At 67.4% G+C, this 16,566-nt stretch carries 11 protein-coding genes; 3 read left to right on the top strand and 8 right to left on the bottom strand.

Going from position 1 to position 16,566, the window contains the following annotated elements:
- Window positions 1-782: 782 nt before the first annotated feature.
- The 3 genes from E1B00_RS08180 to aceE form a co-directional block, all read right to left on the bottom strand.
- Window positions 783-1,520 carry an HIRAN domain-containing protein gene (locus E1B00_RS08180; RefSeq protein ID WP_139447429.1) on the bottom strand — a complete coding sequence of 246 codons (738 nt, stop codon included), beginning with the start codon at window positions 1,518-1,520 and terminating at the stop codon, window positions 783-785.
- A 2-nt stretch (window positions 1,521-1,522) separates the two neighbouring features.
- Window positions 1,523-2,413 carry a HipA domain-containing protein gene (locus E1B00_RS08185; protein ID WP_139447432.1) on the bottom strand — a complete coding sequence of 297 codons (891 nt, stop codon included), beginning with the start codon at window positions 2,411-2,413 and terminating at the stop codon, window positions 1,523-1,525.
- 74 nt (window positions 2,414-2,487) lie between these two features.
- Window positions 2,488-5,169 (bottom strand): pyruvate dehydrogenase (acetyl-transferring), homodimeric type, encoded by a 2,682-nt coding sequence (gene aceE, locus E1B00_RS08190; RefSeq protein WP_139447434.1) that lies wholly within the window; start codon window positions 5,167-5,169, stop codon window positions 2,488-2,490.
- A 182-nt stretch (window positions 5,170-5,351) separates the two neighbouring features.
- Between aceE and E1B00_RS08195 the strand changes: the two genes are divergently transcribed.
- The 3 genes from E1B00_RS08195 to E1B00_RS08205 all read left to right on the top strand — a co-directional run bounded on the left by E1B00_RS08195 (window position 5,352) and on the right by E1B00_RS08205 (window position 10,189).
- On the top strand, window positions 5,352-7,784 hold the full coding sequence (locus E1B00_RS08195) for a SpoIIE family protein phosphatase (protein ID WP_176693167.1): 2,433 nt from the start codon (window positions 5,352-5,354) through the stop codon (window positions 7,782-7,784).
- Window positions 7,781-8,164, top strand: a complete 384-nt coding sequence (locus E1B00_RS08200) for an STAS domain-containing protein (protein ID WP_139447436.1) — start codon at window positions 7,781-7,783, stop codon at window positions 8,162-8,164. Before E1B00_RS08195 ends, E1B00_RS08200 begins: the two co-directional genes overlap by 4 nt.
- An 84-nt stretch (window positions 8,165-8,248) precedes the next feature.
- Window positions 8,249-10,189 (top strand): SpoIIE family protein phosphatase, encoded by a 1,941-nt coding sequence (locus E1B00_RS08205; RefSeq protein WP_139447438.1) that lies wholly within the window; start codon window positions 8,249-8,251, stop codon window positions 10,187-10,189.
- Here E1B00_RS08205 and E1B00_RS08210 read toward each other — a convergent pair whose 3' ends face one another.
- The 5 genes from E1B00_RS08210 to rsgA form a co-directional block, all read right to left on the bottom strand.
- Window positions 10,190-10,702, bottom strand: a complete 513-nt coding sequence (locus tag E1B00_RS08210) for a hypothetical protein (RefSeq protein ID WP_139447440.1) — start codon at window positions 10,700-10,702, stop codon at window positions 10,190-10,192. It abuts the gene before it with no gap.
- 74 nt (window positions 10,703-10,776) lie between these two features.
- The gene (locus E1B00_RS08215) at window positions 10,777-11,799 is read right to left on the bottom strand and encodes a glycosyltransferase (protein ID WP_139447442.1); all 1,023 of its coding nucleotides are present in this window, start codon (window positions 11,797-11,799) and stop codon (window positions 10,777-10,779) included.
- A gap of 1 nt (window position 11,800) precedes the next feature.
- The gene (locus E1B00_RS08220; protein WP_139447444.1) at window positions 11,801-14,095 is read right to left on the bottom strand and encodes an NADP-dependent malic enzyme; all 2,295 of its coding nucleotides are present in this window, start codon (window positions 14,093-14,095) and stop codon (window positions 11,801-11,803) included.
- 96 nt (window positions 14,096-14,191) lie between these two features.
- On the bottom strand, window positions 14,192-15,457 hold the full coding sequence (locus E1B00_RS08225; RefSeq protein WP_139447446.1) for a peptidase MATCAP family protein: 1,266 nt from the start codon (window positions 15,455-15,457) through the stop codon (window positions 14,192-14,194).
- On the bottom strand, window positions 15,454-16,530 hold the full coding sequence (rsgA, locus tag E1B00_RS08230; RefSeq protein WP_139447448.1) for a ribosome small subunit-dependent GTPase A: 1,077 nt from the start codon (window positions 16,528-16,530) through the stop codon (window positions 15,454-15,456). The genes E1B00_RS08225 and rsgA overlap by 4 nt, the downstream gene beginning before the upstream one ends.
- Window positions 16,531-16,566 lie beyond the last annotated feature (36 nt).

A 16,566-nucleotide genomic window follows, 5' to 3' on the forward strand; every position in this document is an offset into this window, starting at 1 on the left:
CCAGGTGCACGTCGGAGATCCAGATCGTCCGGTGCCGGTTCGACGGCGGATCGTCCGCCCCCTCGCCCGGAAGCGAGGGAACAACCAGCGAGGCGCGGCGGCAGCAGCGGGACGTTAATGCTGGGAAGTCAGAATCGAACGGGGCACATGACAGGAAGATGATAGAGGGCGTTAGTTGACCGCGCGGAGCGTCACCTGACTCGCTGTCACTTAGCCAAAAACCTCATTAGCGAGCGATCGAAACTTGACGACACTCCTCAGCCCTTTGGCTCTCATGTGGTGACAATTCCAGGCTGGAACCCTGGATCGTGCGCATGCGCTTAGACGACCGACAATCGTCGGCTAGCCGACTTCTCACTGAGCGAGAAAATTACTAGATTGAGAACTGGAAGTTGATTCCAACGCCGTGGTCGTAGAGGCTAATGCTCGATCCGTTAACGGCGCCAGAGAAATGGCTCGCCGTTCTAAAATTGTAACCGGAGAATGCTTTTCCGTTGAACCCAAATGAAATGTGAGCTCCCTGACCATAGTCGAAAAGGGTTGGAAAGTGACCAGACACATGGCAGCTTCGGCTGTAGTCGTACAGCGATGCGCTCCTCTTATCTGCGTTGCCGCTGATCGAGATGTGCTTTGACTGCGAGTAGTCATAGATCCCCGAGGCTTTCTTTCCGGAAATCGAACAAGCCGCAATATAAGCAATGCAAGCACGGGCTGATGGATGCATACGTTACCCTCCTTCAAGGCGGCTCTGCTTCCTAAACTGAATGTGCCTGCTTAGCTGTCTAGACAGAGCTGCTTAGTAGCTCAAATTTCTCAGAGCCGCACGCCGAAAACAGACTCGGCCATGGCGCGCGAATTCGACAAAGAACTCGGTATGGAAGAGGCGCGTCCATATTGATGCGCTCAACAACCACTTCGACTTTCGATACATTTTCACCTGATGCCAACTCAGAAAAGTCCTCCGAGTAATACCTAGGCGCATAGCCAATCAAGCTAATTGGCTCAGCCGTTCGGAGCAACAGAGCACACTGATCGTGGGCATTCTGGACATCTTTAATCAAGAACAGTCGATCGCCTGCTCTAAGCTGACTCACTCTTGCCTCAACTTCAGATGGAAAGTGACGAATGCCGCGCACAAAGAAGTACGCCTCGTAGAAGTTCTCGGGAGTGGGCTCGGGGCACGGGATTAATTCGATCGAGTCCGTTGCGCGAACTCCGCCAGTCCTAGAAAGCTCCTCCAGCTCATCATGCGCAACCTCAGACAACCCGAGCCATTCAAGATAGTGCTTATATTCAGGGCGAGACCTCGGAAGAACTCTGTTCTGAAGCAGCGGAAACAAAGCGTCCGAAACGTACTCGCGGCCCAACTCCCCCATCCGCCCGAAGCCCTTAAATCCATCGACGTCCAAAGCGCCGCGGGTGTAAGAAAGCCTATAGTGGCCCTGCTCTTTGATCACCCTTGCCACGGGCGACCATCGGTGAGTTCCCTGCTCCTGCAACGCAAGAAAAAGGGCTTTCATGTCTACTTCTCCAACAAAGCTAAGCGATTCGTTACTAACATCTGCACGGCAAACTCACGTGCCGTTTCCGAAATCCAATCGTTTGGGACCTGGTTCAGGACGTCGCGGAAGCTTGCTTCGCTCAGCGTGCCCAATCGGTCAAGCCAAAACTGAGCGCCCGATGGAAAGATTGCCGAAATATGCCTAAAGGCATCATGGGTTGTCAGTCTCGCGCCATCGGACGAAAAAATCTGACTTCTCGCACGCCGCGCATAGCCAACTACTGAATGATCGGAAGCTGTCGCATCGAGCTTCTTGCGCCGCACCTCATCTCTTTCATTGCGACCTAGACTTGAAGCGTGATCAAACGTCGGCGCGAGATAAAGCCGGCCGTCGCGAACGACCAAGCCCCAGTTCTCTTCATGCCGGTCCTGGTTCGCCACTAGGGCATCCAAAAGCAAGTATCCGGCCATAGTTCCACCAGCACCTTCTACGCCAGATGGAGGGGTCCAGTCCAACGGCGGCAACAGCGACGACATCTTCATGACTGTTGCGATTCGACGGATGGTGTGCTCCTGTCGCCGAATCTGTCGCACCGCCGTCTCAAAAGATGCGACTGGCTTAATCAGCTCGTTTCCAAGCACCAGGCGTGCGTTGGTAGGGACAAAATTGGGCGTGCTAACGCCCCTCCTAACATGACCCTGATCGACAAACTCTGCCAGACGGTAGCTCGCATGAGGCAATCCAAGCAACTCAGCGAGCTCGGCACAAACGACTTCAGCCCAATTCTCTCCCGTGCCAACACGCCCCTCTTTGAAAAGAGATCGGTTGTCGTCGAACCAGAACTTCGCCTTTGTGCCTAAGGGCTCGAAGATTCCGGCCTCCCGCGAAGGAACTTGAACGACTGGGAACAATGAATGACCCTCTGACCCAAGTTGGTGAACGATAGCTGGGCGGCCTTCCGACTTACCGCCTATAACCGCAACGGTTAGGCGTTTATCGGGTTCACCCTGTCCGGATCGATCTTGTACTGCTTGATCGCCCGCGCCACATCCTTCCCATTCATCTTCCCCTCCGCCGCCAGCGCCGCAATCGCGGCATGCGCGATGTAGTACCGGTCGACTTCAAAGAACCTGCGCAGGTTGGCGCGGGTATCGGACCGGCCGAAGCCGTCGGTGCCCAGCACGGTGTACTTCATGGGCACGAAGGCGCGGATCTGGTCGGCAAAGGCGCGCACGTAGTCGGTGGCGGCAATGGCCGGGCCCTGGCGGCCTTCCAGGCACTGGGTGACGTAGGCCTGCTTCGGCTTGTCTTCCGGATGGAATCGGTTCCAGCGTTCGGCCTCGAAGCCGTCGCGGCGCAGTTCGGTGAAGCTGGGGCAGCTCCAGATGTCGGCGCTGACGCCGAAGTCCTTGTCCAGCAGTTCGGCCGCGGCGATGGCCTCGCGCAGGATGGTGCCGCTGCCCAGCAGCTGCACGCGCAGCTCGCCCTTCTTGGGCTTGCCGGCGTCCTTGAGCAGGTACATGCCCTTGAGGATGCCCTCGGCCGCGCCTTCGGGCATGTCCGGGTGCGGGTAGCTTTCGTTCATCAGGGTCAGGTAGTAGTACTCGTCCACCTGGTCCTCGAGCATGCGCTGCATGCCGTGCTGCAGGATCACCGCCACTTCGAAGCCGAAGGTGGGGTCGTAGGCCTTGCAGTTGGGGATGGCGCCGGCCAGCAGGTGGCTGTGGCCGTCCTCGTGCTGCAGGCCTTCGCCGTTGAGCGTGGTGCGGCCCGCGGTGGCGCCCAGCAGGAAGCCGCGCGCGCGCATGTCGGCCGCCTGCCAGGCGCTGTCGCCGATGCGCTGGAAGCCGAACATGCTGTAGTAGATGTAGAACGGCAGCATCGGCTGGTCGGACGACGAGTAGCTGGTCGCCGCCGCCATCCACGAGCTGAAGGCGCCCGCTTCGGTGATGCCCTCTTCCAGCACCTGGCCGGTGACGTCCTCGCGGTAGTACATCAGCTGGTCGGCGTCGACCGGCTTGTACTTCTGGCCGTGCGGCGCGTAGATGCCGATCTGGCGGAACAGGCCTTCCATGCCGAACGTTCTTGCCTCATCGGCAACAATCGGCACGCAGCGCGGGCCCACCTGCTTGTCGCGCAGCACGATGTTGAGCGCCTGCACGAAGCTCATGGTGGTGCTGTTCTCGCGGTCGCCCGTTGATTTCAGCAGGCGGTCGAACACCTCGAGCTTGGGCGCCGTGAGCGCCTGGCTCGTCTTGCGGCGGCGCTGCGGCAGGAAGCCACCCAGCTTCTCGCGGCGGCTCAGCATGTACTGCACTTCCGGCGAATCCTTGCCCGGGTGGTAGAACGGCACCTCGCCCAGCTTGTCGTCGCTGACCGGAATCTGGAAGCGGTCGCGGAAGGCCTTCACGGCGCTGTCGTCGAGCTTCTTGGTCTGGTGGGTCGGGTTCAGCGACTCGCCCCAGCTACCCATACCGTAACCCTTCACGGTCTTGGCCAGGATCACCGTGGGCTGGCCCTTGTGGTTCACGGCCTGGTGGTAGGCGGCGTAGACCTTGTGCGGGTCGTGGCCACCGCGATTCAACCGACGGATGTCGTCGTCGCTGAGGTTGTCGACCAGCTTGCGGGTCTGTTCGTACTTGCCGAAGAAGTTCTCGCGCGTGTAGGCGCCGCCGAAGGCCTTGCAGTTCTGGTACTCGCCGTCGACGGTTTCCATCATCAGCTTCTTCAGCATGCCGTCGCCGTCGCGGGCCAGCAGCGGATCCCAGTAGCTGCCCCACACGAGCTTGAGCACGTTCCAGCCGGCGCCGCGGAAGCTGCCCTCCAGCTCCTGGATGATCTTGCCGTTGCCGCGCACCGGGCCGTCCAGGCGCTGCAGGTTGCAGTTGATGACGAAGACCAGGTTGTCCAGGCCTTCGCGGCCGGCCACGCCGATCGCGCCCAGGCTCTCGGGCTCGTCCGTCTCGCCGTCGCCCAGGAAGCACCAGACCTTGCGGTCGGAAGGCGCGATCAGGCCGCGGTGTTCCAGGTACTTCAGGAAGCGCGCCTGGTAGATGGCGCTGATCGGGCCCAGGCCCATGGAAACGGTCGGGGTCTGCCAGTAGTCCGGCATCAGCCACGGGTGCGGGTAGCTGCTGATGCCCTTGCCGTCGACTTCCATGCGGAAGTTGTCGAGCTGGTTCTCGCTGATGCGGCCTTCCAGGAAGCTGCGGGCGTAGATGCCCGGCGAGCTGTGGCCCTGGATGTACAGGATGTCGCCCGGGTGCGATTCGCTGGGCGCGCGCCAGAAGTGGTTGAAGCCCACGTCGTACAGCGTGGCCGACGACGCGAAGGACGCGATGTGGCCGCCCAGGTCGCCCGGCTTGCGGTTGGCCCGCACCACCATCGCCATCGCGTTCCAGCGGATGATGCTGCGGATGCGCCATTCCAGCGTGGCGTCGCCGTCGCTCTTGGCTTCCAGGTGCGCGGGAATGGTGTTGACGTATTCGGTGGTCGGCTGGAACGGCAGGTGGGCGCCGGCGCGGCGGGTCAGTTCGACCATGCGCTCGAGCAGCTGGTGCGCGCGCTCGGGGCCGTCGGTGTCGAGCACGGCCTTGAGCGACTCGATCCACTCGCGGGTCTCGACGGGGTCGAGGTCGTTTTCCAGGACGTCGGTAAGCCAGTTCATAACCCTTCCCTTGCATGCGGCCGGGCCGGTGTTCCGGCAGGGCCGTTCTTTGTGATTTGTGAGTCCCCGGAGTTTAGCGCAGGGGGCCGGCCCGACGCCCCCGTATGCGGTCACGGTTCCGGGCCCCGCCCAGCGGCTATGCTTGGCCCGGGCGGCGTGTCCCGCCCTGTCCCGGGGAGGCCATGGATTCGATCCGCGCTGCCGCCGACACCCTGCCCGCGCGCCGCCCCGGCTGGCGCCGCAGCCTGCGCACGCGGCTGATGTTCTGGTCGTCCCTGACCAGCATCCTGCTGCTGCTCGGCGTGGCCACGGTGTTCTACGCGGCGATACGCGGTGTCCTGATCGAAAACGCCCGGACCGAAATGCGCAGCCTGGCCAGCCAGACCGCGCGCGGCCTGCTGGCCACCCTGGACACGGTGCAGGTCAGCGGCCAGACCCTGAGCGCCAACGCCACCGTGGTCGGCCGCGAACCGGTGGCCCTGCGCCAGCTGCTGATGGCCACCGTGGCCTCGGACCCGGACATCGCCGGCGCCATGCTGATCATCGAGCCGGGCCGGCTGAGCCCGGACGACCCGGGCTTCACCTGGTACATCCGCCGCCAGGGCGCGGGCTTCGTCGAACAGACGGTCGAAGACCTGGGCTACGACTACCGGGTGATGCCCTGGTACGTGCGCACCGTCACCAGCGGCACGCCGTGGTGGGGCGAGCCCTACCGCAACAAGGCCACCGGCGGCGTCGACTTCACCACCTACAACCTGCCGCTGCGGCGGCCGGGCGACGGCGCCGAGGGCGGCACCATCGGCATGGTCAGCGTGGACGTGCCGCTGGCCAGGCTCGACGCGATCCTGAAACAGCTGCCGCAGGACCCGGCGATCCTGCCGGTGCTGCTGTCGCCCGAACACCGGCTGGTGCTGCACCCGGACGACATGGTCGAGGGCAAGGAAACCGTTCGCTCGCTGATCGACGCACGGGGCCGCAGCGATTTGGCGACCCTGGCCGACCGCGTGCTGCGCCGGGAAACCTTCGAGATGAAACACGTGGTGGCCGGGAGCGGCCCCGACGCCGGCGAAGTGCGCTACACCTTCGCCGAACCGGTGGGCGCCACCGGCTGGACCTTCACGCTGTCGGTGGACGAGGACTTCGTGCTGGCCCAGCTGCAGCGCATCACGCTGTGGGGATTGCTGGGCGGCCTGGTCGGCGTCTTCATCTGCGTGGCGGCGGTGCGGCGCTATTCAGGCCTGATCGCCCGGCCCATCGAGGACCTGACCGAGTCGGCGCGGCATTTCGCCCGCGGCGACTTCGACTACCCGCTGGGCCACACCCAGCGCGAGGACGAGGTGGGCGTGTTGGCCCGGGCCTTCGACAGCGCGCGCGGCTCGATCAAGCAGCAGATGAGCGAGATCGCCGAAATGGGCGCGGTGCGCGCGCGGCTGGAGGGCGAGCTGAATATCGCCGCCGACATCCAACAGGCCATGCTGCCGGTCGGCAACCAGTTCGACGCCGGTGAATCGCACCTGGAATTCCACGGGCTGCTGGAGCCGGCCAAGGCGGTGGGCGGCGATTTCTACAACCTGTTCGAGCGCGACGGCGATTCGCTGTGGTTCGTCATCGGCGACGTGTCGGACAAGGGCGTGCCGGCGGCGCTGTTCATGACGCGCACGATGACGGTGCTGGAGGTGGCGGCGCAGCTGGGCGGCTCGCCCGGGCGGGCGCTGCAGGAGGCCGCCAAGCATCTGGTCGAGGGCAACGACACCTGCATGTTCGCGACCGTGCTGTGTGGCGTGATCGAGCTGCGCACCGGCGCGCTGTCCCTGGCCAGCGCCGGCCACGAGCCGCCGGTGCTGCTGCGCGCCGACGGCAGCCGCGAGTACCTGCCCGTGCCCACCGAAGGCCCGCTGGGCGTGGCCGTCGCCGAGGGCTATCCTGCCTGGCGTGGCCGCCTGAAACCGGGCGACACGTTGTTCACCTACACCGATGGCGTCACCGAGGCCTTCGACCGTGACAACAACGCCTATGGCACCGACCGCCTGCTCGCCGCGCTCGATCCAGCGCTCGACGCCGAGGCGCAGTGCCGCGCCGTGGTGCGCGACGTGCACGCCTTCGCCGACGGCGCCCAGCAGTCCGACGACATCACCGTGCTGGCCATCCGCTACAAGCGCGATGCCCGCGTGCGCGAGCGTTTCGCCGTGAAGGCCCTGCTGGAGCCGCCGCTGCCTGCCGACGCGATCCGCCAGCTGATCGCCCAGGTGGATGCCGGCCTGTCCGGCCACGACCTGCCGCCGATGGTGATGCACGACGTGCACCTGGTGATCGAAGAAGTGGCCTGCAACGTGATCAGCCACGGCGTCGAGGAAGGCCGCGAGCCGCGCCTGGAGCTGCTGGCCTCGGTCGAGGGCAACCGGCTGGCGATGGAATTCCGCGACAACGGCCGCGCCTTCGACCCGCTGTCGCAGCCGCCCCCGGACCTGGACGCCGACATCGAAGACCGCCCGATCGGCGGCCTGGGTGTGCACCTGATCAAGGAACTGGCCGAACAGGTCGCCTACACCCGCGACGACTTCCACAACGTACTGCGCATCGTGCTGCACATCCCCTACCCGGAGAGCCCCCCATGAGCCTGAGCATCGAGATCGCCCCCGCCGGCAACGGCATCCAGCGCGTGTCCCTGGCCGGACGGCTCGACACCCACACCTACGGCGAACTCGACCAGCAGCTGTCGCCGGTGCTGGGCTCGCAGGTGCAGTCGCTGATCCTCGACCTGGCGGGGCTGGACTACATCAGCTCGGCCGGCGTGCGTTCGATCTTCAAGGCGCGCAAGGCGCTGGCGGCGCGCGGCGGCAAGGTCGTCGTGGTGAACCCGAAGCCGCAGATCCAGAAGGTGTTCGACGTGGTGAAGGCGGTGCCGCTGGACGAGATCTTCTCGTCGGTGCAGGAAGCCGACGCCTACCTCGACGCCATGCAGAAGAAGGTCCTGCGCGGCGACGACGACGAATGACGGCGTCGGGGCAGCCCCGCACGGCCCGCTCCTGAAGTCCGCGACACCGCACCCGGCTCCACCCCCGAGGACGCCCGCTTCCGCATGAACCAGTCCGTCCCGCCGACCGAGCTCGTGGTGCCTTGGCGCGACAGCCTGCGCACGCGGCTGATGCTGTGGTTCGGCACCCTGGTGACCGCGCTGCTGATCGCCGGCTTCGGCGTGGCCTACGTCGTGGCGCAACAGCGCATCGTCGGCGAGGCCGAGGTCCGCACCCGCTTCGAGGCCCGCCAGGCCAGCGAACGGCTGGCGGCGGCGATGGGCTCGGTGCGCATCACCGGCGAAGGCCTGGTCGGCCTGTTCAACGGCCTGGGCCTGCAGCGCGACGGCCTGGTGCAGGCGCTCAACGCGATGCTGGAAGCCGACGCCAGCGCAGTCGGCGGCCTGGTGGCGCTCGAGCCGGGCGTGCTGGACGACGGCCAGGCCATGGCTTATTACGCCGGCGTCGAACGCCGCGGCAGCGTCGACCGCGACCTGGTCGCCGAGGGTTACGACGCGCATGCGCAGGAATGGTACCGGCGCACGCTCGCAGCGACGCATCCCTGGTGGTCGGAGCCGTATTTCAACGAGACCGCCGGCGGCGTCTGGATGGTCACGCTGAACCTGCCGCTGCGCGATGGCCAGGGCAAGACCGTGGGCATGGTGAGCCTGGACGTGCCGGTGCGCCGACTGTCGGAACTGCTCGACAGCATGCGCCAGGTGGCCGGGCAGCGGCCGGCATTGATGACGCCGGGCGGCACACTGGCGGTGCATCCGGATCCGGGCATCGCGCTCAACCACACCTTCGCGAGCCTGATGCGCGAAAGCGGCCGCGTCGACCTTGCGCCGGTGGAAGCCGCGCGGCTGGCCGGCACGCCGCTGGAACTCACCCATACGCTGCCCACCGGCGAGACCCGGTTCTCGGTGCTGACGCCGGTGGTCGACACCGGCTGGACGCTGCAGCTCTCGCTCTCGCACGAAGTGATCCTGCAGGACCTGCGGCAGCTGGGCCGCTGGCTGGCCGTGGGCGCGGGGCTGGCCACGGTGGTGCTGGCGGTGCTGGTGCGCCGGCTGGCGCGGCGCATCACGGTGCCGCTGAGCGAACTGACCAGTTCGGCCGGCCATTTCGCCGCCGGCGAGTTCGAATGGCCGGTGCCGCACGACACCCGCGGCGACGAGGTCGGGGTGATGGCGCGGGCACTGGAGCGGGCCCGCGATTCGATCCGGGGCCAGCTCGCGGAGATCGCCGGCATGGCGCGCGACCGCCAGAAGCTGGAGAGCGAACTCGACATCGCCCGCGAGATCCAGCAGGCCATGCTGCCGCCGGGCCGCAGCTACGACGGCCTGGGCCTGCGCGCCGACGTGCACGCGATGCTGCAGCCGGCCAAGGCGGTGGGCGGCGACTTCTACAACCACTTCGACCAGGGCGACGGGCGGCTGTGGTTCCTGATCGGCGACGTGTCGGACAAGGGCATTCCAGCGGCGCTGTTCATGGCGCGCACGATGACGGTGCTGGAAGTCGCGGCGCAGATGGCCGGCACGCCGGCGCTGGCGCTGTCGGAAGCGGCGCGGCACCTGGTCGAGGGCAACGACACCTGCATGTTCGCGACCGTGCTGTGCGGCCACATCGACCTGGGCAATGGCCAGTTCGTGCTGGCCAGCGCCGGCCACGATCCGCCGGTGCGGCTGGGCGCCGACGGCAGCCGCAGCCTGCTGCGCTTCGAGGGCGGCGGGCCGCTGGGCTTCGAGGCGGACGGAATGTTTTCGGAGTGGTCAGGCCGGCTCGGCGTCGGCGACACCCTGCTGCTCTACACCGACGGCGTCACCGAGGCCTTCGATCCGGACGATCAGGCTTTCGGCGAGCAGCGCTTGCTCGACGCGTTGGTGCCCGGACATTCCGCCCGCCAGCAGTGCGAGGCGCTGGTCGCGGCGGCGCACGCCTTCGCCGGCAGGGCGCCGCAATCCGACGACATCACGGTGCTGGCGCTGAAGCTGGTGCGGCGCTGATCAGCCGCTCTTGAGCCAGAGCGTGCCGTACACCACCAGCGAAACGACCACGTAGAGCATCTCGACCAGGCGCTTGCGCGCCGGGTTGTCGCGCGAGCGCGTGAGGTCGAGCAGCATCTGCCGCAGCAGGAAGGTGTAGAGGATGTAGTAGAGGAAGGGCGTGACGTGCACCGACAGCGGGAAGTCGTCGATGGATTTTCCGAACCAGCCCAGGATGTAGCGGATCTCGGCCCAGATGCCCAGCAGGCCCAGCGCCGCGTTGATGAACATCCAGCGCACTTCGTCCAGGCCGAAGATGGCCAGGTAGAACAGCACGTACACGAAGATGGCGATGCCGCCGTGCAGGTACAGGAACATCAGCTCCACGTCGTCGGTGCCGTAGGCCATGAAGAAGCCCGACAGCCCGAACATGCCCATGTGGAACAGGAAGAAGGGGTAGATGAAGCCCATCGGCGCGGCTTCGCCCTTGCGGTGCACCTTGCCGTTGATGGTGATGTCCGAACGCAGCTTCATGGCCCCTCCCCTGCGGCGAAGAGTGGCCAGAAACCGTCGGCGGGGCAAGGGCCGCGGGGCCCGACCCGGCGCCCTCAGCGCCCGAAGAAGCGGCGCGGCAGCGGCAGTTTCAGCAGGCGCTCGAAGGCCTTGCGGCGCAGGCCGGGGAAACGCAGGCCGGCCCAGAGCGGGCCGAGCCAACGGCGGCGGTCGGATTCCAGCATGGCCTCGCGCATGCGCGCCTCGAGGCGATACATCGCCGCCAGCTCGCGGCCGCGTTCGCGGCGCTCGGCCGGCAGGTCGGGGCGGGCGTCGATGCAGCGGTCCTGGTCGTCGGCGACCTCGTGGTACATCTGCGCCACACGCTGCTGGCGGCGGCGCCAGGTGGCCTCGTCCTTCGCGCTGCGGTCGAACACCCAGCTGCCCAGGTTGCTGTCGTGGCGGCGGTAGCCCAGCAGCGGCTCGGGCAGGCAGTGGCATTCGCCGACCAACACGGCGCGCAGCTGCAGCGCGTTGTCCTCGACCCGGCCCTGCAGCGCCGGAAACCCGGTGAACAGCTCGCGCCGTACCGCCATGGACGCGCCCAGCACGGTGACCAGGCGCCCGGCCTGGCGCAGCGCCTGCTGGGTCAGCACCGGCTTCTGGCCGCGGTTGCGCGGCTTGATGATCTCGCCGCGGGAATTGATGTCGTTCACCGCCGAGCCGACGATCATCGCCTGCGGGTGCCGGCGCAGGTGTTCGACCAGGCGCTCGACGCGGTGCGGGTAGGCGATGTCGTCGCCGGCCAGGAAGACCAGCAGGCCGGTGTTCGCCAGCGGCGCCAGTTCGGTGAGGTGCGCGCACAGGCCGACGTTGCTGGCGGTGCTGCGCACGCGCAGGCGGTGCGGGCCGCGGTAGTCGCGCACGATCGGCGCGATGCGCTGCAGCGAGTCGTCGCCCGAGCAATCGTCGGAGACGATGATCTCGCAGGGCACGGTCTGGGCCAGCGCCGATTCCAGCGATTCGACGATCGTGTCCTGCATCCGGTAGGCGACGAGCAGGATCGTCGCCACCGGCGGGGCATCCGCCACGGTCCCGACGCCGGACAGCGACGACTGGGCCGCGGCCGTGGTGACCATGTCAGGCGCGGGCGGCGCGGATCTGGGCGTCCACGGCGGCGATCGCGGTCATGTTGACCACGCGGCGCACCGTCGCCGAGGGCGTGAGCACGTGTGCCGACGCCGCCAGGCCCATCAGGATCGGTCCGATGCCCACGCCGTCGGTGACGCTGCGCACCAGGTTGTAGCTGGCGTTCGCGGCGTCGAGGTTGGCGAACACCAGCAGGTTGGCGCGGCCCGACAGGCGCGAGTTCGGGAAGATGCGCTCGCGCGCCTCCTGGTTCAGGGCGATGTCGGCGTGCATCTCGCCCTCGACCTCGAGCTTGGGCGCGCGTTCGCGCAGGATCTGCAGCGCCTCGCGCATCTTCTGCGCCGGCTCGGATTCGCTGGAGCCGAAGTTGCTGTGGCTGACCAGGGCGGCCTTGGGCACGATGCCGAACAGCTTGAGGCGGAACGCGGCCTGGATCACCGACTCGGCGATCGCGGCGGCGCTGGGCTCGACGTTGACGTGGGTGTCGGTGAAGAAGAACACGCCCTTGTCGTTGAGCACGGCGCTGAGCGCGGACAGGCCGCGGCACTCGCTTTCCACGCCGAGGATCTCGCGCACGTACTTGAGCTTGCGCACGAAGCGGCCGACCAGGCCGCAGAGCAGCGCGTCGGCTTCGCCGCGGCGGACCATCAGGGCGGCGATCACCACGTCGCGCGAGCGCACGATGGCCTTGGCGGCCGCGGGCGTGATGCCCTTGCGCTGCATGATCTCGTGGTAGAGCTGCCAGTAGTCGTTGAAGCGCGGATCGTCGTCGATGTTGGTGACGTCCACGTCGATGCCGATGCGCAGGCGAAGGCCCAGGCGGTGGATGCGGCGTTCGATCACCGCCGGGCGGCCGACCAGGATCGGCCGGGCCAGGCCTTCGTCCACCACGGTCTGCACGGCGCGCAGCACGGTCTCTTCCTCGCCTTCGGCGTAGACCACGCGCTTGCGGTCGGCGCGGGCGCGGTCGAACACCGGCTTCATCAGCAGGCCGGTGCGGAAGACCCAGCTGCTGAGGCGGTCGCGGTAGGCGTCGAGGTCGGCGATCGGGCGCGCGGCCACGCCGGAATCCATCGCCGCCTTGGCAACGGCCGGCGCCAGCGAGACCAGCAGGCGCGGGTCGAAGGGGCGCGGGATCAGGTAATCGGGGCCGAAGCGCGGCGTTTCGCCGGCGTAGGCGGCGCCCAGGTCGGTGGCCTCGCGCCGGGCCAGGTCGGCGATCGCGCGCACGCAGGCCAGCTTCATCTCTTCGTTGATCGTGGTCGCGCCGACGTCGAGCGCGCCGCGGAAGATGTAGGGGAAGCAGAGCGCGTTGTTGACCTGGTTCGGGAAGTCGCTGCGGCCGGTGGCGATGATCGCGTCCGGACGCGCGGCCTTGGCCAGCTCCGGCGAGATCTCCGGCGTCGGGTTGGCGAGCGCGAAGATGATCGGCCGCTCGGCCATGGTCTTGACCATCTCGGGCTTGAGCACGCCACCGGCGGAGACGCCGATGAAGACGTCGGCGCCGGTGACGATCTCGGCCAGGCTGCGGGCGCTGCAGTCGCGCGCATAGCGCACGATGCCGGCGTTGAAGCCACCCGGCTGCAGGTCGGGGCGGCCGGTGTGCAGCACGCCGTCCTTGTCGCTGACCAGGATGTTCTGCGGCTGCACGCCCAGCGCCACCAGCATGTCCAGGCAGGCGATGCCGGCCGCGCCGGCGCCGCTGACGGCCAGCCGGATCTTGGCGATGTCCTTGCCGACCACGTGCAGGGCGTTGAGCAGCGCCGCACCGACGATGATCGCGGTGCCGTGCTGGTCGTCGTGGAAGACCGGGATCTTCAGCCGCTCGCGCAGCTTCTTCTCGACCACGAAACACTCGGGCGCCTTGATGTCCTCGAGGTTGATGCCGCCGAAGGTCGGCTCGAGGCTGGCGATGATGTCCACCAGCCGGTCGGGATCGTTTTCGTTGATCTCCAGGTCGAACACGTCGATGCCGGCGAACTTCTGGAACAGCACGCCCTTGCCTTCCATCACCGGTTTGCCGGCCAGCGGGCCGATGTTGCCCAGGCCCAGCACGGCGGTGCCGTTGGTGATCACGCCCACCAGGTTGCCGCGTGCGGTGAGCGCGCTGGCCTCGCCCGGGTCGGCGACGATGGCTTCGCAGGCCGCGGCCACGCCCGGCGAATAGGCCAGGGCCAGGTCGCGCTGGGTCACCATGGCCTTGGTCGGCGTGACGCGGATCTTTCCGGCCGGCGCCTGGCGGTGGTAGTCGAGGGCGGCCTTGTTGAAATCTTCTTGTTCGGACATGGGGCTCGGGGGTCGGGAATGCGGTGCGGCGGAGCCGCGGACGGCCATTCTAGCGGGGCCGGCTGACCGGGCGGTGACGGGAGCGTATGGCCGGGCTCAGAGGCCCAGCACCAGGTCGTCGGCGTCCACCCGGTCCAGGCGGATCTTGTTGGCGAACAGCGAGAACGCCAGCATGCCGGCCAGGCCGTTCGCCCGCTGGATCCAGGGCGGCTGGTACAGCGGTTCGGCCAGCACGCCGGCGTCGAACAGCGGCTCGAAGGCGAAAACGTCCTGCAGGGTCATCTTGCCGGCGAACAGCAGCCGCGTCAGGCGCAGCCGGCGGTGGCGCAGGCACCAGCGGAAGAAGGTGTGCACGCTGAGCAGGCCGTGCAGGTAGACGGTGTCCTTGGTGAAGGCGGCGCCGCCGGTCACCGGCACGCCGCGGAACACGCGCTGGGTCGAGGCGAAGCTGTCGGACTCGGTCTGGCCGGCGGCGAGGAAGAAGCGGAACACCTCCAGGAAGTCGGCGCCGCGCAGGGCCATGTCGATGGCGACGATGCGCAGGCTGATGCGCTTCATGCGCTCGATGTCGATCGAACCGGTGATCAGCTCGGCGAAGGTGGCCAGGCCTTCCTGGGTGGCGGTGACGCGCGGCGAATTGCGCGCCAGCGACTTGAAGTGCGGCTGCTCGCGGCCGTTGAGCGCGGTGAGCGTGTGCACGAAGGCTTCGTGTTCGAGCAGCTGGTGGCGGTCGTATTCGGAGAAGCCGGTGCCGCTGCGCAGGCGGATGCGGGTCGGGCCGGCGGCGGCCTTGGCGATCAGCTCGGGGTCGAGCTCCACCGTGACCTTGTGGCCGGTGAAGAAGCGGTCGAGCGAGATCTGAAGCTCTTCCTGCACCGTCTGCGCCGACAGCACGTAGTCGGCCTCGGCCGAACCGAGCTCCTGGTCCAGTTCATCGGCCAGGTCGATGAAGTGGCGCGCGGCCTCGAGGTTGCTGGGCCCGTCGCCGGGCAGGGTGTCGCCCGGGCGGCCGAACAGGCGCACCGAGTGTTCGGTCACCTCGCGCGTGCCCAGCGATTCCAGCAGGTGGGTCGCGACGACCCAGCTGTGCGCGGTGCGCTGGAGGTACAGGCCGATCGGGTCGCCCGGGTCGGCGGCGCGGCTGATGGTTTCCAGTTCGGCGCGCACCGGCGACAGGTCCTGGCGCGGATACACCACCTGCGGCAGTACGGCGCGACCGCTGCGCCAGGCGGCCAGGAAATCCTGCTGCGCCTGCTGCGGCCAGCTCACCGACTGCAGCAGGCGCAGGCTGCGGACCGCCAGCACCAGGCGCGCATCGAGCGCGGCGTGGTGCTGCAGCGGACCGTGCGCGGCTTCGTTCATCGGCGGCCGTATTTGTCCTTGAGGCGTTTGTTCAGCGCCTTGCCCATCACCCGCGCCTCGGCCTTGCGTTCGGCCTGCGAGGTGGCCGCGGCCTCGAGTTCGTCGCGCAGCTTCACGAAGTTCAGGTAGCGCGCCTCGTCCAGCGTGCCGTCCTCGATCGCGGCCTGCACCGCGCAGCCCGGCTCGTTGCCGTGGGCGCAGTCGCGGAAGCGGCAGTTGACCGCGATGGCCTCGATGTCGTCGAAGCTGTCCACCACGTCCTCGTCGCCGCTGAGCTTCACCTCGCGCATGCCCGGCGTGTCGATCAGGCAACCGCCCTGGGGCAGCGGCATCAGCACGCGGCTGGTGGTGGTGTGGCGGCCGCGCGAATCGTTCACGCGCACCGTATTCGTCTTCATCTTCTCGCGGCCGAGCAGGGTGTTGGTGAGCGTGGACTTGCCCGCGCCCGAGCTGCCGACCAGCACCACCGTGCGGCCCGGGCCCAGGTAGGGCGCCAGCTGCGCCACCGAGTCCTTGTCCTTGGCGTTGACCGCGTGGATCGGCACGCCGCTCTCTTCCACTTCCAGCAGCAGGTCGATGCAGTCCTGGACGATGTCGCACTCGTCGGCCTTGGTCAGCACCAGCACCGGGTCGGCGCCGCTGGCACGGATCAGCACCAGGTAGCGCTCGATGCGGCGCGGGTTGAAGTCCTGGTCCAGGCCGACCACGACCAGCACGTGGTCGACGTTGGCGGCGATCAGCTGCTGCTTGTGGTGTTCGCCGGCGGCGCCGCGCTTGAGGATGGAGCGGCGCGGCAGCAGGGCCAGGATGTTCTTGCCGGCGGCGTCGAGCGTGACCCAGTCGCCGACGGCGGCGCGGTCTTCCGGCGGAAAACGCGGCCGCGTCCAGGGCATGGGCGGCTGCACCTTCAGGGCCTCGTCGGCGCGGGTGGCGACGTCGTAGGCGCTGCGATGCTGGCCGACCACGCGGGCCAGGGTGGCGCCGTCGGCGGCGGCCAGGGCCTCGCGCCAGGCGTCATCGTCGGGCCAGCCGATGGCGCGCAGGCGGTCGAGGGCTTCGGGAGTGGGCAACATTGCCCCGGATGATAGCGCCCCGCCTGCACGCGCCGC

It is taken from the genome of Arenimonas terrae, assembly GCF_006265115.1.
GTDB lineage: Bacteria > Pseudomonadota > Gammaproteobacteria > Xanthomonadales > Xanthomonadaceae > Arenimonas > Arenimonas terrae.

Excerpts from the sequence above, each read along its gene's own strand:
- E1B00_RS08205 (WP_139447438.1), top strand. The coding sequence starts at position 8,249 with ATGAACCAGTCCGTCCCGCCGACCGAGCTCGTGGTGCCTTGGCGCGAC.
- E1B00_RS08195 (WP_176693167.1), top strand. The coding sequence starts at position 5,352 with ATGGATTCGATCCGCGCTGCCGCCGACACCCTGCCCGCGCGCCGCCCC.
- E1B00_RS08210 (WP_139447440.1), bottom strand. The coding sequence starts at position 10,702 with ATGAAGCTGCGTTCGGACATCACCATCAACGGCAAGGTGCACCGCAAG.
- E1B00_RS08180 (WP_139447429.1), bottom strand. The coding sequence starts at position 1,520 with ATGAAAGCCCTTTTTCTTGCGTTGCAGGAGCAGGGAACTCACCGATGG.
- E1B00_RS08215 (WP_139447442.1), bottom strand. The coding sequence starts at position 11,799 with ATGGTCACCACGGCCGCGGCCCAGTCGTCGCTGTCCGGCGTCGGGACC.
- E1B00_RS08225 (WP_139447446.1), bottom strand. The coding sequence starts at position 15,457 with ATGAACGAAGCCGCGCACGGTCCGCTGCAGCACCACGCCGCGCTCGAT.
- aceE (WP_139447434.1), bottom strand. The coding sequence starts at position 5,169 with ATGAACTGGCTTACCGACGTCCTGGAAAACGACCTCGACCCCGTCGAG.
- rsgA (WP_139447448.1), bottom strand. The coding sequence starts at position 16,530 with ATGTTGCCCACTCCCGAAGCCCTCGACCGCCTGCGCGCCATCGGCTGG.
- E1B00_RS08220 (WP_139447444.1), bottom strand. The coding sequence starts at position 14,095 with ATGTCCGAACAAGAAGATTTCAACAAGGCCGCCCTCGACTACCACCGC.
- E1B00_RS08200 (WP_139447436.1), top strand. The coding sequence starts at position 7,781 with ATGAGCCTGAGCATCGAGATCGCCCCCGCCGGCAACGGCATCCAGCGC.